The organism is Providencia sp. PROV061 (assembly GCF_011045655.1).
Classification (GTDB): domain Bacteria; phylum Pseudomonadota; class Gammaproteobacteria; order Enterobacterales; family Enterobacteriaceae; genus Providencia; species Providencia hangzhouensis.
Genome location: NZ_CP042861.1, coordinates 2880756 through 2900636, shown reverse-complemented (window position 1 = coordinate 2900636; position 19881 = coordinate 2880756). Strand labels below are relative to the sequence as shown.

Below are 19881 nucleotides of genomic sequence, written 5' to 3'. Positions count from 1 at the left end.
TTTGTAAAAGTTATCGATTGATTGGAAATTGCACAAAATGCCAAACTTAAACGATAGACAAATTAAGGCTTGGATAAATTCAAATGAACGATTCGAGGGTAAAGCTGACGGAAATGGGCTCTATCTTAGATATTCAAAGAATGACAAAAACCCAAGCTGGAGATTTAGATATAGCTTCAATAAAAAAGCCCGAATAGTTTCTATCGGGACATACCCCAATATTACCCTAATGAAAGCGCGTGAAATTGCTAGAGAGTTATCGGCAAAGGTTATTTTAGGCGTTGATGTTGCTGGAGATATAAAGCGACAAAAAGCCGAGGCGTTAGAGAGAATACAGCGCGAAGATAAAGCGGTTAAAGTGTTTGGGCTGATTGATGAATTTTACGAGCGACAAATAAAGCCAAAAAGAAAAAAACATGAGGAATCTAAAAAGCTGATAGATAAAAATATCACGGCTGTTATTGGTTCAATGAAAATTGAGGATGTGAAGCCAAAAGATGTTGATCTATTAATAAAGTCCATCGTGGATAGAGGCTCACCATTTACCGCTGATGAATCGCTACGTTGGTTAAAGCGTATTTTTGATTATGCGGTTCGTAGACAGATGATAGATAGCAATCCAGCCTCGGCCTTTGGTATTTCTGATGCTGGCGGAATGGAAAGTAAACGCGAACGGTGGTTAACCCGTGATGAGCTGACATTATTCCTTTCAACGCTGAATAGTTCGACATTGCCAGAATCTAACAAAATAGCATTTAAAATAATTCTAGCTGTTGGCTTGCGTAAGATGGAATTATGCGAGGCTAAATGGTGCGAGATTGATTTAGATAATGCGGTATGGCATTTCCCATCAGAGAGAAGCAAAACTGGTGACGCTATAGATATCCCTTTGAGTAAACCTGTTATAGAGTGGTTTAATCAATTAAAGGTAATGGCTTGCGGTAGTGAATATGTATTACCTGCCAGAAGAACAGGCACTGGTAAAAATAAAACGATAAATAAGACAACGTTAAATAAGAACCTTGAAAGCATTCTTTCATCATTGCCTGAGTCGTTTATTCAGTTCAGTATCCATGACCTACGCAGAACAATGCGAACTCACCTATCAGCATTAGGTGTTGAGCCACAGATAGCTGAAAGGTGCTTAAATCACAGGGTAAAAGGCATTGAGGGAGTGTATAACCGCCATGATTACTTTGATGAACGAAAAGCCGCATTATCACAATGGGCTGATTTGCTTACAGCATTAGAAAGTGGATCAGACTATAATGTTGTACCAATGAGTAAGAAAGCATAACTAGTTTAAACCGTATCTAGCTCGACGGGGTGAAAAGTGGGAAACCTTACCTATCTGATACGGTATTCTTTAAGGCGCGTTAAAGGTGACGTGATGGGTAAGCAAATACTTTTTAGATATTGCAAATTAAGCCGAGCAGCAGAATTACTGTCTGTGCGTGAAAGTGATTTAATTAACCTCGCAGTGATGGGGGATATTGATTGTTTAATTAAGTTAGATTGGGAATTCGCTAGGTATTATTTGTGGCATGAAAGGCATGAGCTTGTTGGTTCTATTGGATCTTTTCTTTCTTTTGGTGGGGATGATTATATAACAACTATTTTACGAATAAACTCTTTATCAAGACTTAATTATGTCAGCGGTGTTTGCAAGGCTCTAGATAGTAATAGGGATCCTTATCGCTATTTACTTAAAGGTGGGGCAATAAGAGCTGGGTTAGAATTAGATGTTAAAGCTAGCGGTTTATGGATATTACCGCCTTATATAGTTGATGACATTGAAAGTGGAAAAGAGGTAGAGCTTAACGGCTTGGAGCTTTACTTGCAAAATGATTTTTTTTATAAAGAAGAATCATTTATACAGGTAATATCAGATAGTGAGAAGATAATTAGGGATAGTGATTTATACATCACTAGTGAAGATGTTATTAAAATAATGTCAGGTAACTTTGATAAAAAAATAACTAACAATGATAATTTCATTCGTTCAGGAAATTTAAAAGAAATTGATTCGATTGAGAAAGAAGCTCGAAACCTGTCTAAAGATAAATTGATACATCAATCTCAGAAGAAAGCTATAGAAAATAGGGCTGACATACATAGAGCAATTAATAAATTATTGGCATTGTACCCATCTAAAGATGAGTCAGATGATGACAGGTATAGAAATAAAAACGATGTAATAATAAAAAGTAGGATTGCCAAGCTGGTTTTAAATCATGAAGCCACTTTATTTGAAGGCGGTGTATCGCCAATTAAAGATTATAAGTTACTGATAAGTATAATAAGTGATTATCTTGATGAGTTAGGATGGAAGCGTAGGTAAATTACCCCATGGTTTTATTTTCTACCCTATTTTAAAAACGCTCACCTATTTTTGTTTATTTAATTAATATTCAATGTGTCTACACCAACTCTCAAAAGGTTAGACACATGAAGAAGCAATCACCTAAGCGCAAGCCACGCGCAAAAATCAGTACACCTTACCCTATGGACGGTTACGCCCGTCTACGTCACACAGCCGACTTTCTAGGCATTTCTGATGCTACTCGTTATCGTTGGGAGCGTGACGGTAAATTACCTAAGTCATTTGAGATTGAGAAAGGCTTTTTTGTCTATGATGCGAAAGAGATTCGCGCATGGGCTGAAGCTAAGAAATCACAAAGCGGGGTAGCATAATGGAAAAGAAAAACCGCCCTTGCGGAGGCGGCTTTGATATCAGTAATGATATTGGAAATTGCCCCGCCATTATAACCAAACGCACACCAAAAGAACAGAAAGCAAATATTTATATTTCTAAAACTGGTCAGCGTGGAGCCACTGAAAACGATATTTTAAAACATTGTCGTTTATCGTCTGGCCGTAACTACTTTTCAAAGTTAGAGCGCACCTTAAATATTACCCTAGAGCGCATTAGCGAACCGAACCCTGACGGTATTGGGTCACATTACCGTTATCGCATTCGTAGCCAAAAAGACGCACAGAAAATTATTGATTTAATTAATGTTCGTGCGGCCAATGGGAGTTATGAGGGATTACCACAAGAGCAAATCAATTCAATTTTGAGCTTATACCCGAACGAATAACGGAGTAATAAATAATGAAACTAAAAAATAACAGCTTAAATGCTGGTGGATTCGCTCACCCTAAATTCAGCGACGAGCCTATTTTAATTCAACACAGAACTGAGCCGAGAATAGATAGCCGCCTGTTTGCTAAACGCATTGGAATTAAACATAAGAACCTTTTTGAATTAATTAAAAAGCACATAAAACAGCTACGAGAGTTCGGCTCACTGCCTTCGTTTGAAACGGAGTCAGTGAAAGAAGTTGGGGCGCGAGGGGTTAAATATCATCGGTATTACCTACTGAATGAGAACCAATTTGATTTTATGTGCCGTATTGTTCGTGGGCGTAACCATGAGCAGATGACACAATTCAAGCTGGATGTTACCAAAGCATTCAGCAAGAAACGCGCCGCTGAACCTATCCGCCGTGAATATTTGCCACATTACCATGAGTCACGCGACGCGCTCAGAGACTTAGGCGCAGAGAAATATCATTACATCAACCTAGCCCGTACAGAGAACCGATTAACAGGCTTACTCACTGGTGAACGTACCAGCGCAGACGAGCAACAATTAGGTTTATTAGTCTGTATGCAGAAAATCGAACAGGCAGCGTTTCAGGATGCTATTGATTCGGGGTTATCTGCTACTCAGACATTGCGAGAGGTTAGCAAACGCATTGAGCAGTTCGCTAGTTTAATGAGTCCTACTGTGCGGATTGGTGGCTAATATGATGAATGCGACTAAAGCAATGTTTGATACCCCAAATCGGGGGAATCAAAGTTCAAATATTAATCAATTATCCCCAGAGTTGGGGAATATTGCCTACCAAGTGAATGATTCCCTACTGGCAGGTAAGGGGGTAAGTTTAATTTACTCCCTTAGTAATACTGTAGCTTTAAACTACAGTATTACTGGCAACCAATCAGCGAAAATTTACGCCAATCAACCACCAAAATTTACGGGAAATCAATCTGGGGAATATTTCTCAGGTTATAAATCCGCTGATATTTTGCGCTACTCAAATTTGAGCCACTCAAAACGTGGAGAATTTACACCATTAGCTAAAGGTGATTTTTCTCACCTTTCTAAAGTCGGGAAATCCCGTTATTTGAACTCGTTCATCTCAAAAAATGGGAAAATTGAGTTTTGCGAGTCCATAAAAGGCAAAATAATTGAGTTTTTGGAGTCCATAAAAAAGGAACGAATTGAGTTTTGCGAGTCCATAAAAGGCAAAATAATTGAGTTTTTGGAGTCCATAAAAAAGGAACGAATTGAGTTTTGTCAGTCCATAAAAAAGGGCAGCCAATCGGCTACCCTTGGAAACGTCGATATTGAATACCGAGCAAGTGAGAATATTAATATTAGCTTACTTCTCTGGTATGGCAAATATCAGTTTTTAGGCTTAACACCTAATCTTTCCAGCTCGTTACGACAGGCTGTCTTAACCCATGAACTAAATGGCTCATTACCAATAACTGAGTCTATTTGTTTGAGCAAATCATCATCAAATCGGATTGTTCTTCTTGTGCTGTTTGCACGGTCGTATGGTTTTTTGTCTTTTTCATCTTGCATTGGTTCGAACCACTATGATAGTTTATATGTATATGGTGCGAACCAGTATAAAGGTAAGTGCTATATAAAAACAATGCCCCGCAGTGGTGGAACACTAACGGGGCATCTAATCACCACCGATAACGAAGCTATCGAGGTAACTATGAGTAAGCATAACACACCCGTCACAGGGCGGACTAGTCTCACCCCTAACCAATCGTACAGATGGTTATTTCTCGCGTTAAACCGTAGCGATTACACCGCTAAACCTTGCCGTATTGCTGTTACAGCACCGAACGAGAACAGTGCAAGACTGATGCTTGTACGTGATTACATGCTGATATTCGCTGGCCGCTTACCTACTCAGGAGGTGGCTCATGCGTAACCCTCAACCTAATGACTTCTACACTCACAAAAATAATGGCGAAACCGTCAGAGTTCTATCGGTTCAATTCAACCGTGTGACCTTTCAGCGAGACGGCTTTGATAGTCCTGTCATTGTTCCATTAAGCCAGTTCAGCAACGAATACACCTATGCAGGGAGGGCTTAATCATGAGTCGTTTATATCCTGATAACTATCAGCGTATTCAAGCTGAAATAGCGGACATGTTAGGCAATAACACCCCTTTACACTCAGAAGAACGTAGCCGTGACCGTTTGCTTAGGGTTCGAAAAGGTATGGCTCATATTCTTTGTGAGGTATTCCCTCAGATTGATGATCCAAAAAAACAAGAACTCTATTACTGGTTGGAAGCTATTAACCGTATTAGTGACGCAGAAGCCGTAGACGCAAAATTAGAGGGGGAAGTATGAGCGCAGATATCACTATTCACCAAGCGGCTGAAAAAGCTCATCAGGTTGAGTTAATTAATCTACTCATTGAATCGCACCCGCACCAGTTACAAGGCAGTGAAATATCTACTTTAGCTTCTCTTATGGCGAAGTTATCCGGTGACGTCTGCGCATTTCTTCAAGAGGAAATTGTGGTACTGGAGGCTAACTCATGAGCAAGCCTATTCCATTAGACAGAGCCGCATACAAAGCGCAGCAAAATAATTCATTGCTTGCCGTTATCTTGGAGCAAGTGAGTAGCGATTGTTCGCGTGAGTTAATCGACCCCGTTTCTATTGCGTATGACTTCAACGCAGAAATATGCGAATCCCTCGAGGAGGCGACCAAATGAAAAAACATGAAAAACCTACACCGTCGCGCCTTCTTGATGAAGCCAAGGAAATCAACGAAGAAATCCAGTCGTTAATGTTTCCGATATTAACAGCCGTAGAAAATGAGGCAGAAAGTGATACTTATTTCATGTTAAGGGCGGTAAGTCGTCTTTTAAAAAATCAATTTATTGAGTTTGAAAGAATTGAAGGGGTGATGAAATGAGACAGGTCACTATCAATGCCACCAGCTTAAGCCCATTTATGTATCAAGGTAAGCGAGTTGTGACCTTTGCCATGATTGACGAGGTACACCAACGCCCGAAAGGTACAGCAAAGCGCACATTTAACACGCATAAAAAACACTTCATTGATGGGGTAGATTACTTTTTGCTCACTAAGTACGTAATACGTACCGAGTTGCCCGAACTAGAAATAGGCGGAAAAGCAAAAGAGCTAATGCTTATCACTGAATCAGGTTATTTGATGGTTGCCAAGCCATTTACTGATGATTTGTCGTGGCAGGTTCAGCGTTCAATGGTTAACAGTTATTTCCGACTCTCTGAATTCCCAGAAATTAAACACATTCAAATACCCACGCTGGCGGAACTTGAAGCCATGCCAATTGGTGAGGCTCAGAACTTGATTAGCCGTTTAGAAGCTGACTCTTATCAAGGTCACGGTAGGCGCGGTAGTTATGCCATGAACCTACGTCGTAAGGAGAAAAAAGCACTTAAACCAATGGTAATTGCCATTGAGCAAGCCTCACAGCTACACATTCAGGATATGGGGGATTATCGCTCATGAGAACGTTTCAAATCGCAGGATATGGCACAACACCTAAAGGGTTAACGCTAGGTATTTGTAAGCAGGTGATATCTACCACCCAGAAAGACGCACAATCGCAAGTGATGCGAGAAGCGCAACGTGACGGTTTAACCGATATCCGAATTAACTATGTGCGTGAGGTGAAGTAATGGCTAACAAAGAGATGGTTTTATCACTGGAAGTGCCACGCATGAAAGTAAACCGAGTGCTGACACTGTTAAGCGTTTGGCAAGAGGCGAATCAGGACGAGGAAACCGCCCATATGATAGATGTTGTTTTCTCTATGGTGAGTGATGCCGTTAAAGATATTGATTCTGCTATGGAGGGTAACAAGTAGTGAAACTCAATTATTTTGACGGTGGCGCAGTCGCCAAAATCACCGTAACTAGCAATCTATTTCAGTATAAAAAACATCGTCGTGTTGTGGATGCGGTACTGCTTAAAACCAATGTAACAGCCAGCACAAAGCGCGGCTTAGTGATTAAAACAATTATTACAGGTAAGTCCTCGCATGTGTTGAGAGCTTACAAAGTAGCAGTAGCGGAGGCGAACCGATGAATATTACAAACATTAACGCATTCGAGCACAGCGAACACGGTGTAATTCTCATTACTGACGCAGCGAATCAAGAGGCTATTAGCTATACGGAGGCATTGGACGCATTAAATGACGGTAGTTTTGATGGTCATTTATCAATGGGGTTTGAGTTGGTTTTAGCCATTAGCAAAGGTGAGGTTGAAGGCTTTTTTAAATCCACCATTGAGCAAACCGTCATTCTCTGGCGTTGGATTGTTGCCGCCTCTTTTGTCATGGAACAGGCCGACAATAACGGATTTCATCAAACCGATAACGGGAAAGGCGGAAAGATTACCGCAGCAGTGTATCGCAATGAACACGCAGCCTTAACTGTTTATGCAGCAAGCGAACGTATGTTATTGGCAAACCACGTTGAGGGCGCAGCTTATGAGCATTACGAATCAGGATATGCCCCTGCTATGGCCATAAGAATGTATAGGGATTTTATCAATCTTGAGCCTAAACAAGGTTGCCGACTATCAGACCGAGGGCGCGAGGGATTATCTATTCTTCACGATGATCTCATTCGGGCGATAGAAGATGGTGAGTTTAGCAACACCGTAACCATTCATTAAAAGGACGCAATGACATGATAACGAAGAATTTTAAAGTTAATTCACTGGCGAATAGCTACGCAGCCGCTATTTATCACGATGTAACCACACGTAATGGCGGTGATTGGTTTCCAATGAATGTAGGCAACAAGGCCATTGAGGTTGCCATTATTGACGGTGTGAAAGGTATTCGAATGCTCGTCGATAGTTATTTGCTGGAAGCACTTAAACAGTCTGTTCCTATGTGGGAAACAACAGCCATTAGTTTAATGGGTCAGTGCGTGATTAATGGCTATATCACGGGTTACGGGCGCGAGGTTTGGCAAAGCATGATTAATGATATGGGCGACTCTTTAGCCGATAAGGGGGCGTTTCAATGAAACCGATTGATGTTATCCGTGATGTGAAGCTGAAAGCAAATGGCCAATGGCAAAACATATTATCCAACTTTGGGGCAGAAGTGCCCCTAAACACGCACACAGCTTGCCCCCATTGTGGCGGTAAAGACCGTTTTAGATTCGACGACATAGACGGCAACGGCACGTTTATTTGTAGCCAGTGCGGCTCAGGCGATGGATTGGACTTAGTTCAGCGTGTTCTGGGTGGCAGCGTGACTGAGGCAGCGTATGAAGTGGCTGGCATAATTGGAATTGATACCCGTTCAGATAATCCACCAGCCTACCGTAGCCATGAGGTAAAAGCGCAACAGGACGCATTGAAAGCACAGCAAGCCCAGAGCCAAGCTAACGAGCAGATAGTGAAGCATAAACGCTTTACAGCGCGATACAACCGCACTATTGCCAATGCTAAACAGGGCGAATCTGAGTATCTCAAGGCGAAAGGGTTTGATAGTACCACCGTGACCCTGTTAGCCGATGGTTCGCTGATTATTCCATTGATAGACACTGACGGCACAATCACAGCAGCACAGACGATTAAATCCAATGGCGAGAAACGGCTATTACTCGATAGCGCGAAGAATGGCAGCTATTACCCTATCAATGAGCCTGTAAATGTTTCTACGGTGATTATCGCTGAGGGATTGGCAACCGCCATGACGTGCCAGTTAATCCAACCAGAAGCGCACACAGTAGCGGCAATTGATGCGGGTAACTTAATTCATGTGGCTAAGGTGATGCGGACAAAGTACCAAGAGAGCCAAATTATCATTGCAGGTGACAACGATATTAAGCCAGACCAAGACAATATAGGGAAATTGGCGGCAGAAAAGGCAGCTAAAGCGGTTAATGGTATTGCGGTTTTACCGCCTACCGAAGATAAAGCCGATTGGGATGATTATCGCTTATCACACGGCATTGAGGCAGCAAGACAGGCATTTAATGCCGAAGTGGATAAACAAGGAAGTAAGGTAATGATTGAGATTGATGTAAACCACAAAGCCCTTAAATCAGACCCCATGAAAATACGCATTGAATCACGCGACGACGGTGTATTTCTGGTTACACCTAAAGCGGACAAAGAAACAGGGGAGATCATCAATCATGAACAATGGTTATCTAACGCCATAAAACGCATTACGAAAGGCGTTAATGACCTGAATCAAAAGTATTTGATTTTCGAGTGGGGCAATAACAACGTTCAAGCCGTTCCGATGGGGGATATTGGCGAGCGTGAGGGGTGGAAAACGCTTAAAAATGCAGGGCTAATTGTGACAACTAAATCAGGGCTAAGACAGTCTTTATCTGATTGGCTCTTGCGCCAGAAATTCAAAGAGAATTGGAGTATCACCAATAAATCAGGCTGGCACAAAGGCGCGTACATCATGCCAGACGGCTCAATCATTGGTACACCTGAGCAACCGATATTTTTTAACGGGCAAAGCGCAGCCGCTACCGCCTACCAGACAAGCGGAACAGTAGAAAGCTGGCGGAATGATGTTGCACGATTGGCTAACGGTAATAGTTTTATGATGTTTGCGATTGGCGCAGCCTTAGCCGCACCGATGACGAGTATCACAGGGGCGGACAGCTTTGGTATTCACATTTACGCCCAATCGACAGCAGGGAAAAGCACCACCGCAGATATGGCCGTGAGCTTGTACGGTGATCCCGATTTGCAGCGTTTAACGTGGTATGGCACTGAATACGGCATGACTAACGAGGCTGTAGCGCACAATGACGGGCTTTTGTATTTGGATGAAGTCGGACAAGGCGCAGACCCTAAACACGTCTATAAATCGGCTTACACGCTGTTTAATGGCAAAGGCAAGATACAAGGTGCGAAAGATGGTGGCAATAGGCAGGTTCAAAGCTGGCGGACGGTGGCCATTAGTACAGGGGAAAAAGACATTGAAACCTTTTTATTAAATTCAGGTGTGAAAGTGAACGCAGGGCAATTAGTGCGATTACTAAATATCCCCATTGAACGCGCCACCGAACTACACGAATGTGAAACAGGGAAAGCCCACGCGGATTTAATCAAGGTGAATTGTCGTGATAGCTACGGGGCAGCAGGACGCTATTGGATTGAGTACCTATCAAATCACAAAGACGAAGCTAAAGAAGCCTACAGAGCCGCACAGCAACGCTGGAATAAGTTAATTCCAAGTAGCTATGGGGAACAGGTACACCGAGCGAGCGACCGATTCGCCACAATTGAAGCTGCTTTGATTATGGGGCGTGTGATTACGGGTTGGAGTGAACAAGATTGTAGGGATGTAGTTCAAGCAATATTTAACGTATGGGTCGCAGAGTTCGGCACGGGAAACAAAGAGTATGAGCAAATCAAAGAACAAGCTGAGGCGTTTTTGAATGCTCACGGATTAAGCCGATTTGCCCCAATTCCTTATGATGTTAGGGATCTACCTATTAGAGACCTTGCAGGATATAGGAAGAAAGGCAGTAACGAGGATGACCCGATAATCTTTTATACCTTCCCGTCCGCCTTTGAGAAAGAAATCGCGGCAGGGTTTAACTACAAACAATTTGCTGAGGCGTTAAAAATGGCTGGCATGTTAACACCACCCACCAGTGGGAGAGGCTATCAACGAAAAAGCCCACGCATAGACGGACGGCAATTTAATGTTTACGTTTTGCAGTTCGCTCCAGAGAGCACAGAAGAAGATAACAATTGAGCAACAACTAGCGGAGGGATGAAAATCTCATAATGTTTTTTTCATGTGCGTGATTTTATCGTTTTAGTGTCGGTTCAGTTGGTTCAGTAGATAAGTTTTATTGATTTATAAGGGAAAAATAGCATTTATTGAACCAACACTGAACCAACAAGAGGCTGTTTTGAACCGACAAAGTGGCATTTTGAACCAACACACAGAATTAAAGAGTTTTTCCACTGGATGGCATTTTTAAATTCGATGTTGGTTCATACATAGAAAATGTCGGTTCAAATCATGGGTATGTTGGTTCAGTATTTTCAAATAAATACTTTAAAAACAAGCATCTTTACAAATTGAACCAACTGAACCGACTGAACCAACACCTGATCGCGTATTTAATAGAAAAGTTTTTTTGAGGAAAAAGAAATCATGACCCGAGTGACTTTATCATTAAGAAAAAATAACAATGGTGTAACAAATCCACCAGTGATGAGCACACCAAAAAGCATACAGGCTAAAACGCCACAGGAAGCCTCACAGCAACCGAAGAAGAAAAACAAGGCAGATGTTCACGCGAAGAAGAAACAACACCGTATCGACCGTATAGCGCAGCATTGGACGCTATTCAGTGAGCCAGAAGCCAAGCCGCTAATGATTGGCATCAAGGAAGCTATGATTGCTGAGGTTAAAGATAAAGGGCTGGATATCCCAGAGAGTCACATTAAACAGGGATTACGCTCATACATCAGCCGCAAGGCATATTTGAAAGCTCTTACTCTGGGCGGCAATCGGTTTGATATGCACGGACAACCTAACGGAGAGGTTACGCCAGAACAACAAAGCATAGCGGAGCAAAAACTGATAGAGTGGCTAAAGAAATGATACAGGAGCCTTATGAAAATTATTTACAGAAGCAAAGGTAATCAAGATGTAATTGAATTGGCTTATACAATCTTTGAGCTTGATAAAATTAAATATGCCATGCAAGCCGTCAGGCGTATCGCTGACGTTAATGTCAAAACTTCAGGATTTATTTTTAGACGCATGGTTATTACAGGTACGCCAGATCAAATCAAAATTGCTAGAAAGGCTCTGATTAGGCGTTACAGATAGTTATTAGTTGAACACCGCCAAAGCATAAGCCGAGGCGGTTATGTATAATTGGCCTTATCAACTAAAAGGATCACCAAATGAAAAAAATCATGATAACGGCTTTATTGGCTTTGTTTCTATCGGGATGTGATAACAGTCCACCAGCACCCTACGGCTTTAAGTGGGGGCAGACTAAAGAAAGTGTTAAAGCATTAAATTTAAAAGATACAAACTGTAATTTTGAACACTCCTGTACTTTTCAAGAAACACCTGACGGACACGACGCAGCTATTTTGTTTACAACATTTCACGATAAGTTAGGGCTGTTCTATATATTTTATACTGAGAACTTCGATCAGAAAGCAACTACCAAAGATGAAGCATTTGAACTATATGAGCAAGCGGGAAATAAACTGGAAAAAGTATATGGCGAAGCTGTAAATAAAACCCATATCATTAAAGATGAAAGTGATTTTTTTAATTGCTTAGCAAGCCAAGATTGTGGCGACGTTAATATGGATTTTGATAAAGATGGATACAAAGCAAACTTAAGAATGAGCGTATCAAATCAAGGGAAAACGCATCTAATTTATACTTTTAAAAGTCCTGTCTATAACTCACCGTTGAAATAGCAAGCATATAAATAGAACAGAAGCCGACCTTGAGTCGGTTTTTTTGTTGTCTTAATTTCAAGTAAATCAAGTTTAGTAGAAAATATTTCTACATTTATACTTTTTTGTAGCAATATATTGTTGTTTATTTTTTACTCTGGATTATAATTGTAGTGTATATAACTACAGGGTGGGTAAATAATCATGGATAAGCAAAAAAGAACCTTCAAGGCAGTGTCAATTGAAAGCGACATAGTAGATCGCGTTAAAAAATTTAAAGAAAAACAGGGTGAAAAAGATGTTTTCATTCAACGAGCGCCTATTAGCCAATTGATTCAAGGGCTATTAAGTGATGCCTTACAGCGTGAGGGGTTCTAATGGAAAAGTTACAGCAGTTAGCAAGTACCATCGCCCAGATTTATGTTGATGGGCTAAAAGCGGAAACGGGAACAACATTAGTGACGTATAACGGCATTACAGGCGAGGTGATCCCTGAATTGCTGGCGGCAGGACTATTTGATAATGCGGTATCGATTGTTAAGTCTCGTGGTGAGTCGTTCGATGTTGAGAGTAAGGCATGTGATTTGTTGCGTCCGTATTTGAATGTATTCACTAAGCCATATTCCATCACAGATCAGTGTATTTATGTGATTGGCGAAATGACACGCTTTGCATTACGTGACGGTAATGTCAGCGGGTTATCAGCGAAACATTAAAAGAGAGGTCATTATGTTTGAGATTGATGGGGTTGAAATCATCATTAAAGCTGATACTGAGGGCGTTCTTGAGGCGGGGAAAGCGGTTAGAGAAACAAAGCGGAAAATGGCTGAAATGGGTAAGCAGGCTGATGATACGTCGAAAGCCTTTTACCGTTTTGATAAAACAGCAATGGCCGTTTCCAGTGCGTTAAAAATGCCTGAAATTAACCGATTATCACGTCAAATGAGCGAGTTAACGGGGCAAATTGGCGCAGCGTCAGCCGCTACAGACAGAGCGACTAGCGCGAATGCGCGTTTTACAGGTGTAATTAGTAATGTCTCTGGGTTATTAGGTGCGGGGTATATTTCCAATATTGGTAGTGCGACCTCTTCACTCTTACAACATACTCAAGGGGCGATTAACGCCACACAAGCCGAGGTTTCACATACTCGCGCTATTCAAATGAAAGCACAGGCATTACAAGCCGCAGCCTCCCAAGAAGTCATTAACGCTAGAAATCTGACAGTATCCGCACAAGCCGAGTTAAAAGCGGCTCAGGCAGCGTTAGAGCACGTTTATTCACTAGAAGCGGCTAATGATGCCAAGCAACGTGATTTAGAGTCACTGAGAGCACGACAGGCGGTACAGCTCAAGGATGCCGAAATAACCTATCAAATGGCAGCGAGTGAGGAAAATCTACAACGCGTCACCAAAGCCAGTAACGCCCTACACGCCACAGAAACTAAAATCAAAACGCATTTAGCCACAACAGGGAAAGAAATTGCGCGTGTTGAGGCTCAGGTCGCTAAAGCGAAAGAAGTTGAAGCCAACGCAACCCATAAATTAAATGCGGCATTAGCATTGGAGCAAAAAGCGAAAGCCACACTAGCGACCACAACTGACGCAGTGACCGCAGCCAATAACCGCGCAGCCCAAGCCGCTAAAACTCAGTCTATCGCTATGCAAGGGTTACGGGGCACAGTGGGATTATTAGGTGGTCCTACTGGTGTATTCTTTTTGGCTGCCGCAGGTGTTTACGCATTGTATAACGCCATGAACGATGACACCGCCACCAAAGAGTTTAACGACAGGGTAGATCAGTGGATTGATAAAATTGACGAACTGTCAGCAAAACAGGCGCGTGTTGTGGCTAACCGCTTAGGCGAGAAGATAGCGGAAACAACCACAGAACTAGACGGACAGAAAAAAAACCTATTAGACGTAAATGAGCAGTTACGCTACTACAGAGAAGAACTTGGTAGAATTGAGCAAGCGATTAAATCCCAAAAAGCTCAAGGTATGGAAGTTGGCACTCCATATGTGCGTGATGACTTTGTGAAGTTGATTGATGATCTTACTAAAAAACAGCAACAGTATGAGTTAGTTATATCAGAAGGTGAGCAAAATATTCGTCGCTGGACGGTATCACAAGGTAAAGCCGCTGATATTGCTAAGGTTAGAGCACAACAAACGGATGAGCTGGCCAGAGCCGACTTAATTTACCAACGCCAAGCTAAAGGCGTGATTGATGCTAACCAACAAGTAGCCCGATCACTGGAATTAGGCAGCGAGGCAGCCGTTAAGAAAGAGCAGGCTATCAAAGAGCTAGAAAAGGCGTTAATTGCTGACGGCTTTGTTAAAGACTCTGAAATATTTAAACAGAAAATCCAAGAATTAACGGATGAGTTTGATAAAACGGTCAGTTTAAATCTTGCTAACTCGCTCACTGAGATTGAGCAGCGCACCCAAGCCCTCACTATTGGCATGAAAGACGGTAAGCCGGCACTGGATGAATACAACGCTTCGTTACTCCTCATGCAAATGGGATTACAAAAAGGTTCAGCCGCCTACAATACCGAACTCCCGAAAGCCATTGAAGCCATACGCAAGTTACGTGAAGCCCAAGAAGCCGCACTAAGCAGTAAATCAAAAGGCAACAAGTCCGCTAAAGCCGCCAACCAAGCGAATGAAGCGATAAAACGCCAAAGTGAGCAATTGGCCACACTGAAAAAACGCTATGGATTATTGGAAAGTGGCGCAGCCGATGTTAACCGCCAAATGGCAATCTATGAAGCTGTTCAGCGGCTCGGAGCACAGGCAACAGAGAAACAAAAAGCGGCTATTTCGAAAGAGGCAGCGGAACTGTTTGACCTCAATCAGCGCGTGAATGATTTTATTGCGGCTCAGGAAATCACCCCAGAGTTGAAACTGGCGCATACCTTTGGTGAGGAAGTGAAAACCCTCAAGCGTTTGTTAGATGAGGGCTTCATCAACAAGGAAGATTTTGAGCGCATGGGGCGTGAGGCGATGGTGTCATTTAATCAGGGAATGACCGATATCAAAATCAATGCCTCAGTCAATTACATTGAGGAAAACCGCGCTAAATTTGACCCGATTCAGGCATTAGCTAATGAGCATACTCAGAAGTTGGCCATGATGAAAGAATACAAGGCGCAAGAGTTACAAATACTTAATGAAGCCTATGCAAAACAACAGATTAGCCATGACCAGTTCACCGCGTCTAAGGCGGCAACCGATGCGCAATATCAGCTACTCAGAACCGCAGCAGAGAAAGAGTATCAACAGCAGCAGTTAGCGGCACAATGGGAGCTAATGAGGCAGCAGAACCTAGGCTATGAAATGTTGGCTTCAGCGGTTGATTCTCTGGCGGGTAATGTTTCAAACGTCATGACAGGGTTAATCACTGGCTCAATGGATGCGTCCGAGGCGTTGCGTTCGTTAGGTAATACGATGCTAAACAGTGTTGTAAATTCCATTGCTCAGGTTGGTGTGGAGATGCTTAAAAACTTCATTCTGACCAAAACAATTGGCGTTGCTTCACAGGCAGCGAACGCAGCGGCAGCAACAGCAGGAGGGGCGGCAGCATTAGCGGCATGGACACCAGCAGCAATCGCGGCATCAATCGCAACAGGCGGAGCCGCATCAGGAACGGGATTATCAGCCTATACAACCGCACAGGCCGCAGGGAAAGCTACGTCTATGTCAATGATTGGCTTTGGTGGTGGGCGTTATAACGGTGGTGCGGTCGATGCAAATAAAATGTATCGATTTGGTGAAGGTGGTAAGCCTGAAATATTCCAAGCCGCAGGGAGAAATTACCTTTTACCAGGAGAAGGCGGTAAGGTTATTCCTAATCGTGATATTGGGGGCGGTGGTGTGCCTAATGTTGTTATCAATGTGAATAACACCGTTGCGAGTGCTCAGGTTGAATTTGGTCAGCCACAATATGACCCAAGGACAAACACGATCACGCTTGATGAAATTATTCATGAAGTGATGAACGGTGGAAAATTAGATGATGCTTTACGTCAGGCTTATGGGTTAGGCAGAAAGGCAAGAGGCAGCTTTTAATTTTAATGGGGCAGATTTCTGCCCTTTAGTTTTATTGGAGTACAGCAATGATAAAAGTGAAAGTCTCTAAGAGAAGAGGTCGTAATCAATCGTTCCAGCAATATTGCCAACATGTAGAGCAACGCGTATCACGCGCTATGCAGCGGTTTCTTATCGACGCTGGAGCACAGGCCGCACTCTATACGCCTATCGATACCTCAACATTGATTAATAGCCAGTTTCGCACAGTCACCATTAACGGTACGCGAGTAACGGGGCGTATTGGTTATTCCGCCAGCTATGCCGCTTATGTGCATGACCCGAAAGTTAAGCAGAAGTTTAAACGCCCAACGGCTAAAAAAGAGTTCTTGAAAAAAGGTGTAGAGGAAACATTACCCAATTTAACTAAGTATATTCAGGAAGAATTGAAGCGTTAACTCGATACTTTCGTGAACAGTACGCGCGAGGGCGGTGATGCGAGAATTCACCCCACTTTAGCGACTTATGTGACACGTTAGGGGTGATGATTTTTATACACCGTAGCAAATAGTTTTTACACATCGTAGAACGGGAGTTTTTACACACGTTAGCAGCTAATTATCGGACACGTTAGCGGTTAGTTTTCGGACATCGTAGCAAGATTTTTTTCAGTCCATAAAAAGAGAATATTAATCTTACCTTGAAATAGGCTTGTATCTATTGGTATCACAGGGATTGGCGGAATAATGAGAATGACAACTTATGAAAAACTCATATTATTTCGGATTGGAAATGGCGAGGCATTATGAGACCACAATCAAGGCACTATACGGACGCATTGCCAACTATCGGGCATGGCACTATAGCTGCTATCAGAAAGTTTAAAAACGATGGTGAAGGGCTACAGTGGGATACTAGCGCAGGTAAATTAATCATTGGTAAAAATGGTGATAATTACTTGGTCGTTATAGGCGATAAGCGATTTTCTTTATCACTCGTTACCACTCAAGCAGGTTATGGCGTTCGTTATTGGTATTCATGCCCCTATTGCCGCAAACGTAGAGCAGAGCTTTATTTTAGTCGTAAAGATTTAGCCTGTAGGTCGTGTTGGAATTTCCACTATGCCAGCCAGAGCGAAAACAAGCTTGACCGATTAAGGCGCAAGGTGCGAGTAGGCCGCTTTGCTATTTGGGGTTATAGTCCAGATGTTAGTAACTTAACCAAGCATGTGTATTCTTTCGATAAACCCAAGGGCATGAGATGGGAGAAATTCAGGGAGAAAGTGGCAGAACAGGCAAGATTAGAGGATTATTACTGGCAGGCGTTTATACCATTTGTCGATAAATTAACGTCAGGTACTAAGATAACGATAACCTAATATTTTCACGCAGTACCACCTCACGAAACCTCACGCCATTAATATTTTACTACTAGCCAAAACTAGCCTTGCTACTAGGGAAAACTAGAGGTTATTGCGCAAAAACGCTAAATAGTTAATGTGAGTCGTTAGTAATTAACGCATTGATAAATAAATAGTATTTTGTATCTAATGAAATTGCGCATTGATGCCAAAATTGCGCACTAAAACTGCGCACAGAATTGCGAATTCGCAGTTTGAAAATTGCGAACAAAAGTGCGAATTTCGCAGTTGGCCATGAGGTGGAATGTAGTATTAAAGCCGCTTTCTGTCTGGTTTTGTTCAATGATGACCTGTTATCAATTGTTATGGTTCATTGTTGAGAAATGTTAAGGTTGTTCGCAGTTTACTACTACATAAAACTACACATTGAACTTAGTAAAACTTAGTAATCATTCGCAGTTTGATATGTATCGGAATGTATCGGTAAATTGCGCACTAGATGCTAAGAAATGCTAAGGTTTAATGCGCAGTTGAATACCAAGTTTTACAGGGGTAATTAGCTACTCAGTTTCCCTGCTATATCCTTGTGACGCTTCCACGCTGAATAAATATCCTTATCCCACGCTTTACCGCCTTTAGTTTGATAGCCAGCCTCGTTAATTCGTTCAGCAATAATGCGCCCATTATCTATACCCTCTGATAGCACCAAATTAACAACAGAAACGACAGCAGACTCATTATAGGTATACGGTGGGATATCTGCCTTACCAGCAATTAAAGACGCCACAGACGATTCTAGGCGTTCCACTAGCGATAACATACGAGCGTCAGGATTGCTGTCTGGGCGGTTTAACTTCTCTTTGATAGCTGAGACTATCCATGCTGTTTTATCGCTGCCAGAGTTCGATACAGCATCATTAAATAGGGCTTGCAGCTCAGCAGGTAAACGAAAGGCAATAAGATTAGATTTACTCATGATAATAGTCCGTTATTAGCTCAATGAGTGCTTATTATATCAGTGTATAACAGTGTTATACAGATTAGAAAATGTAAAATTGCTGGTGGATTTAAGGAGTGATTGTATAACTTAATATAACAAAGTCAGGGTAACTTACTGTAAAACAAGCAAAGCGTATTATTGCGCCTTGTAACTAACTGAATACATGGCAAAGCTCAAATTTGAGCACAGTCTAATTTTACCAATAGAATCAATCGGCTCATTTTTGAGCCTGTATTTATCAATAGAAACAGTGTCCTCAAAATTGAGGAGGGTTAACGATTGTGATTATGGCCATAGTCGGAAAGGGCGACAGTTGAAATGCTACCCTTGATACTGAGGACGGCTTGAAATGAAGCCCTCATATCAAAACCACAAATTAGTGCCTTTAGCCAAAGTAGCTAAGTATTAGCCAGTATAGCTAACCCATACGAAAAACACGGTGTAGTTATATTGATAACAAAAAGAATCACAATAATAACGTACCGAAATGGTACTTAAATAAACCACGGTGGTACTATGGTGTTGCTATAGTGATTGTAAGGTATTCGTTTTGGTATCCACCGAAAAGGCTATATTTTACTGGATACTTCATCCTCTGAATGTTGACAATTGTTGACATCAGAACCAGACAAAACCAGACATGAGAACAAAGTAAATGTTGCTAATTGTTGTGGTCGAAAACTTGTCAAAACTTGTCATCACGCCAAAGAAATTTATAAGCCCCGTCCAAAATCAAATAGGTACGCAGTAGGTATGTGTTTAATTCTCGCATTTCGCTATAATCAAATAAAATCATGATGTTGTGTAAAAGTACGCAGAATGGTACGCAGCAAAACAAGGGTAATAAGTTTGGACTAGTCTTGACGGATATAACTTGGTTGCCATTTTGACGGTTGCCACTCTGGTTGCCAGCAAAACAGCATGTTTTATGCTAGTGGAATGATGGGCTTTGATTATTCTA

27 protein-coding genes are annotated in these 19881 nt (G+C 42.0%); 26 read left to right on the top strand and 1 reads right to left on the bottom strand.

Annotated features, from left to right (window positions below):
• Positions 1 to 37 precede the first annotated feature (37 nt).
• The 26 genes from FVA72_RS13235 to FVA72_RS13110 all read left to right on the top strand — a co-directional run bounded on the left by FVA72_RS13235 (position 38) and on the right by FVA72_RS13110 (position 17938).
• Entirely contained in the window at positions 38 to 1297 is a 1260-nt protein-coding gene (locus FVA72_RS13235) for a tyrosine-type recombinase/integrase (protein WP_137019366.1), read from the top strand.
• A gap of 93 nt (positions 1298 to 1390) precedes the next feature.
• Positions 1391 to 2341: a hypothetical protein gene (locus FVA72_RS13230; RefSeq protein WP_137019090.1), complete on the top strand. Its 951-nt coding sequence runs from the start codon at positions 1391 to 1393 to the stop codon at positions 2339 to 2341.
• Between the two features lie 107 nt (positions 2342 to 2448).
• Positions 2449 to 2694 carry a helix-turn-helix transcriptional regulator gene (locus FVA72_RS13225; RefSeq protein WP_004264148.1) on the top strand — a complete coding sequence of 82 codons (246 nt, stop codon included), beginning with the start codon at positions 2449 to 2451 and terminating at the stop codon, positions 2692 to 2694.
• Positions 2694 to 3101 carry a hypothetical protein gene (locus tag FVA72_RS13220; protein ID WP_137019088.1) on the top strand — a complete coding sequence of 136 codons (408 nt, stop codon included), beginning with the start codon at positions 2694 to 2696 and terminating at the stop codon, positions 3099 to 3101. Before FVA72_RS13225 ends, FVA72_RS13220 begins: the two co-directional genes overlap by 1 nt.
• A gap of 14 nt (positions 3102 to 3115) precedes the next feature.
• Positions 3116 to 3811: a Rha family transcriptional regulator gene (locus tag FVA72_RS13215; protein WP_137019086.1), complete on the top strand. Its 696-nt coding sequence runs from the start codon at positions 3116 to 3118 to the stop codon at positions 3809 to 3811.
• A gap of 1 nt (position 3812) precedes the next feature.
• The gene (locus FVA72_RS22255; protein WP_165119730.1) at positions 3813 to 5021 is read left to right on the top strand and encodes a host cell division inhibitor Icd-like protein; all 1209 of its coding nucleotides are present in this window, start codon (positions 3813 to 3815) and stop codon (positions 5019 to 5021) included.
• Entirely contained in the window at positions 5014 to 5187 is a 174-nt protein-coding gene (locus tag FVA72_RS13205) for a DUF4222 domain-containing protein (RefSeq protein ID WP_137019081.1), read from the top strand. The genes FVA72_RS22255 and FVA72_RS13205 overlap by 8 nt, the downstream gene beginning before the upstream one ends.
• A 2-nt stretch (positions 5188 to 5189) precedes the next feature.
• Complete coding sequence (locus tag FVA72_RS13200; RefSeq protein ID WP_004255438.1) at positions 5190 to 5450, top strand: hypothetical protein; 261 nt, start codon at positions 5190 to 5192, stop codon at positions 5448 to 5450.
• Complete coding sequence (locus tag FVA72_RS13195) at positions 5447 to 5644, top strand: hypothetical protein (RefSeq protein WP_137019079.1); 198 nt, start codon at positions 5447 to 5449, stop codon at positions 5642 to 5644. The genes FVA72_RS13200 and FVA72_RS13195 overlap by 4 nt, the downstream gene beginning before the upstream one ends.
• Positions 5641 to 5820: a hypothetical protein gene (locus FVA72_RS22065; protein WP_137019076.1), complete on the top strand. Its 180-nt coding sequence runs from the start codon at positions 5641 to 5643 to the stop codon at positions 5818 to 5820. Before FVA72_RS13195 ends, FVA72_RS22065 begins: the two co-directional genes overlap by 4 nt.
• Complete coding sequence (locus FVA72_RS13185) at positions 5817 to 6023, top strand: hypothetical protein (protein ID WP_036960437.1); 207 nt, start codon at positions 5817 to 5819, stop codon at positions 6021 to 6023. The genes FVA72_RS22065 and FVA72_RS13185 overlap by 4 nt, the downstream gene beginning before the upstream one ends.
• A complete protein-coding gene (locus FVA72_RS13180; RefSeq protein WP_137019073.1) occupies positions 6020 to 6604 on the top strand; it encodes an ORF6N domain-containing protein in 585 nt (194 codons plus the stop codon). The genes FVA72_RS13185 and FVA72_RS13180 overlap by 4 nt, the downstream gene beginning before the upstream one ends.
• The gene (locus tag FVA72_RS13175; protein ID WP_004265069.1) at positions 6601 to 6774 is read left to right on the top strand and encodes a hypothetical protein; all 174 of its coding nucleotides are present in this window, start codon (positions 6601 to 6603) and stop codon (positions 6772 to 6774) included. The genes FVA72_RS13180 and FVA72_RS13175 overlap by 4 nt, the downstream gene beginning before the upstream one ends.
• Positions 6774 to 6962 (top strand): hypothetical protein, encoded by a 189-nt coding sequence (locus FVA72_RS13170; RefSeq protein WP_137019070.1) that lies wholly within the window; start codon positions 6774 to 6776, stop codon positions 6960 to 6962. The genes FVA72_RS13175 and FVA72_RS13170 overlap by 1 nt, the downstream gene beginning before the upstream one ends.
• Positions 6962 to 7183: a hypothetical protein gene (locus FVA72_RS13165; protein ID WP_137019068.1), complete on the top strand. Its 222-nt coding sequence runs from the start codon at positions 6962 to 6964 to the stop codon at positions 7181 to 7183. Before FVA72_RS13170 ends, FVA72_RS13165 begins: the two co-directional genes overlap by 1 nt.
• On the top strand, positions 7180 to 7776 hold the full coding sequence (locus tag FVA72_RS13160; protein WP_137019066.1) for a hypothetical protein: 597 nt from the start codon (positions 7180 to 7182) through the stop codon (positions 7774 to 7776). The genes FVA72_RS13165 and FVA72_RS13160 overlap by 4 nt, the downstream gene beginning before the upstream one ends.
• A gap of 14 nt (positions 7777 to 7790) precedes the next feature.
• The gene (locus FVA72_RS13155; protein WP_137019064.1) at positions 7791 to 8135 is read left to right on the top strand and encodes a hypothetical protein; all 345 of its coding nucleotides are present in this window, start codon (positions 7791 to 7793) and stop codon (positions 8133 to 8135) included.
• Entirely contained in the window at positions 8132 to 10849 is a 2718-nt protein-coding gene (locus FVA72_RS13150; RefSeq protein ID WP_137019062.1) for a TOPRIM and DUF927 domain-containing protein, read from the top strand. The genes FVA72_RS13155 and FVA72_RS13150 overlap by 4 nt, the downstream gene beginning before the upstream one ends.
• 408 nt (positions 10850 to 11257) lie before the next feature.
• Complete coding sequence (locus FVA72_RS13145; RefSeq protein ID WP_243154701.1) at positions 11258 to 11710, top strand: ProQ/FINO family protein; 453 nt, start codon at positions 11258 to 11260, stop codon at positions 11708 to 11710.
• 12 nt (positions 11711 to 11722) lie between these two features.
• Positions 11723 to 11941, top strand: coding sequence for a tryptophan synthase subunit alpha (locus FVA72_RS22060; protein WP_137019060.1), 219 nt, complete (start codon positions 11723 to 11725; stop codon positions 11939 to 11941).
• Positions 11942 to 12018: 77 nt separating this feature from the next.
• Positions 12019 to 12552: a hypothetical protein gene (locus FVA72_RS13135; protein WP_137019058.1), complete on the top strand. Its 534-nt coding sequence runs from the start codon at positions 12019 to 12021 to the stop codon at positions 12550 to 12552.
• 183 nt (positions 12553 to 12735) lie between these two features.
• Positions 12736 to 12909: a hypothetical protein gene (locus FVA72_RS13130; protein WP_004255410.1), complete on the top strand. Its 174-nt coding sequence runs from the start codon at positions 12736 to 12738 to the stop codon at positions 12907 to 12909.
• Complete coding sequence (locus tag FVA72_RS13125) at positions 12909 to 13247, top strand: hypothetical protein (protein WP_102139348.1); 339 nt, start codon at positions 12909 to 12911, stop codon at positions 13245 to 13247. Before FVA72_RS13130 ends, FVA72_RS13125 begins: the two co-directional genes overlap by 1 nt.
• Positions 13248 to 13260: 13 nt before the next feature.
• Positions 13261 to 16602, top strand: a complete 3342-nt coding sequence (locus tag FVA72_RS13120) for a hypothetical protein (RefSeq protein WP_137019055.1) — start codon at positions 13261 to 13263, stop codon at positions 16600 to 16602.
• Between the two features lie 47 nt (positions 16603 to 16649).
• The gene (locus FVA72_RS13115; protein ID WP_137019053.1) at positions 16650 to 17018 is read left to right on the top strand and encodes an HK97 gp10 family phage protein; all 369 of its coding nucleotides are present in this window, start codon (positions 16650 to 16652) and stop codon (positions 17016 to 17018) included.
• 347 nt (positions 17019 to 17365) lie between these two features.
• A complete protein-coding gene (locus FVA72_RS13110) occupies positions 17366 to 17938 on the top strand; it encodes a hypothetical protein (RefSeq protein WP_137019050.1) in 573 nt (190 codons plus the stop codon).
• Between the two features lie 538 nt (positions 17939 to 18476).
• Here the strand turns inward: FVA72_RS13110 and FVA72_RS13105 are convergent.
• Positions 18477 to 18896 carry a hypothetical protein gene (locus FVA72_RS13105; protein WP_137019048.1) on the bottom strand — a complete coding sequence of 140 codons (420 nt, stop codon included), beginning with the start codon at positions 18894 to 18896 and terminating at the stop codon, positions 18477 to 18479.
• Between the last annotated feature and the right edge of the window lie 985 nt (positions 18897 to 19881).

Bases quoted from the DNA above. Each gene is read 5' to 3' on its own strand.
- FVA72_RS13235 (WP_137019366.1), top strand. From the start codon at position 38: ATGCCAAACTTAAACGATAGACAAATTAAGGCTTGGATAAATTCAAAT.
- FVA72_RS13230 (WP_137019090.1), top strand. From the start codon at position 1,391: ATGGGTAAGCAAATACTTTTTAGATATTGCAAATTAAGCCGAGCAGCA.
- FVA72_RS13225 (WP_004264148.1), top strand. From the start codon at position 2,449: ATGAAGAAGCAATCACCTAAGCGCAAGCCACGCGCAAAAATCAGTACA.
- FVA72_RS13220 (WP_137019088.1), top strand. From the start codon at position 2,694: ATGGAAAAGAAAAACCGCCCTTGCGGAGGCGGCTTTGATATCAGTAAT.
- FVA72_RS13215 (WP_137019086.1), top strand. From the start codon at position 3,116: ATGAAACTAAAAAATAACAGCTTAAATGCTGGTGGATTCGCTCACCCT.
- FVA72_RS22255 (WP_165119730.1), top strand. From the start codon at position 3,813: ATGATGAATGCGACTAAAGCAATGTTTGATACCCCAAATCGGGGGAAT.
- FVA72_RS13205 (WP_137019081.1), top strand. From the start codon at position 5,014: ATGCGTAACCCTCAACCTAATGACTTCTACACTCACAAAAATAATGGC.
- FVA72_RS13200 (WP_004255438.1), top strand. From the start codon at position 5,190: ATGAGTCGTTTATATCCTGATAACTATCAGCGTATTCAAGCTGAAATA.
- FVA72_RS13195 (WP_137019079.1), top strand. From the start codon at position 5,447: ATGAGCGCAGATATCACTATTCACCAAGCGGCTGAAAAAGCTCATCAG.
- FVA72_RS22065 (WP_137019076.1), top strand. From the start codon at position 5,641: ATGAGCAAGCCTATTCCATTAGACAGAGCCGCATACAAAGCGCAGCAA.
- FVA72_RS13185 (WP_036960437.1), top strand. From the start codon at position 5,817: ATGAAAAAACATGAAAAACCTACACCGTCGCGCCTTCTTGATGAAGCC.
- FVA72_RS13180 (WP_137019073.1), top strand. From the start codon at position 6,020: ATGAGACAGGTCACTATCAATGCCACCAGCTTAAGCCCATTTATGTAT.
- FVA72_RS13175 (WP_004265069.1), top strand. From the start codon at position 6,601: ATGAGAACGTTTCAAATCGCAGGATATGGCACAACACCTAAAGGGTTA.
- FVA72_RS13170 (WP_137019070.1), top strand. From the start codon at position 6,774: ATGGCTAACAAAGAGATGGTTTTATCACTGGAAGTGCCACGCATGAAA.
- FVA72_RS13160 (WP_137019066.1), top strand. From the start codon at position 7,180: ATGAATATTACAAACATTAACGCATTCGAGCACAGCGAACACGGTGTA.
- FVA72_RS13155 (WP_137019064.1), top strand. From the start codon at position 7,791: ATGATAACGAAGAATTTTAAAGTTAATTCACTGGCGAATAGCTACGCA.
- FVA72_RS13150 (WP_137019062.1), top strand. From the start codon at position 8,132: ATGAAACCGATTGATGTTATCCGTGATGTGAAGCTGAAAGCAAATGGC.
- FVA72_RS13145 (WP_243154701.1), top strand. From the start codon at position 11,258: ATGACCCGAGTGACTTTATCATTAAGAAAAAATAACAATGGTGTAACA.
- FVA72_RS22060 (WP_137019060.1), top strand. From the start codon at position 11,723: ATGAAAATTATTTACAGAAGCAAAGGTAATCAAGATGTAATTGAATTG.
- FVA72_RS13135 (WP_137019058.1), top strand. From the start codon at position 12,019: ATGAAAAAAATCATGATAACGGCTTTATTGGCTTTGTTTCTATCGGGA.
- FVA72_RS13130 (WP_004255410.1), top strand. From the start codon at position 12,736: ATGGATAAGCAAAAAAGAACCTTCAAGGCAGTGTCAATTGAAAGCGAC.
- FVA72_RS13125 (WP_102139348.1), top strand. From the start codon at position 12,909: ATGGAAAAGTTACAGCAGTTAGCAAGTACCATCGCCCAGATTTATGTT.
- FVA72_RS13120 (WP_137019055.1), top strand. From the start codon at position 13,261: ATGTTTGAGATTGATGGGGTTGAAATCATCATTAAAGCTGATACTGAG.
- FVA72_RS13115 (WP_137019053.1), top strand. From the start codon at position 16,650: ATGATAAAAGTGAAAGTCTCTAAGAGAAGAGGTCGTAATCAATCGTTC.
- FVA72_RS13110 (WP_137019050.1), top strand. From the start codon at position 17,366: ATGAGACCACAATCAAGGCACTATACGGACGCATTGCCAACTATCGGG.
- FVA72_RS13105 (WP_137019048.1), bottom strand. From the start codon at position 18,896: ATGAGTAAATCTAATCTTATTGCCTTTCGTTTACCTGCTGAGCTGCAA.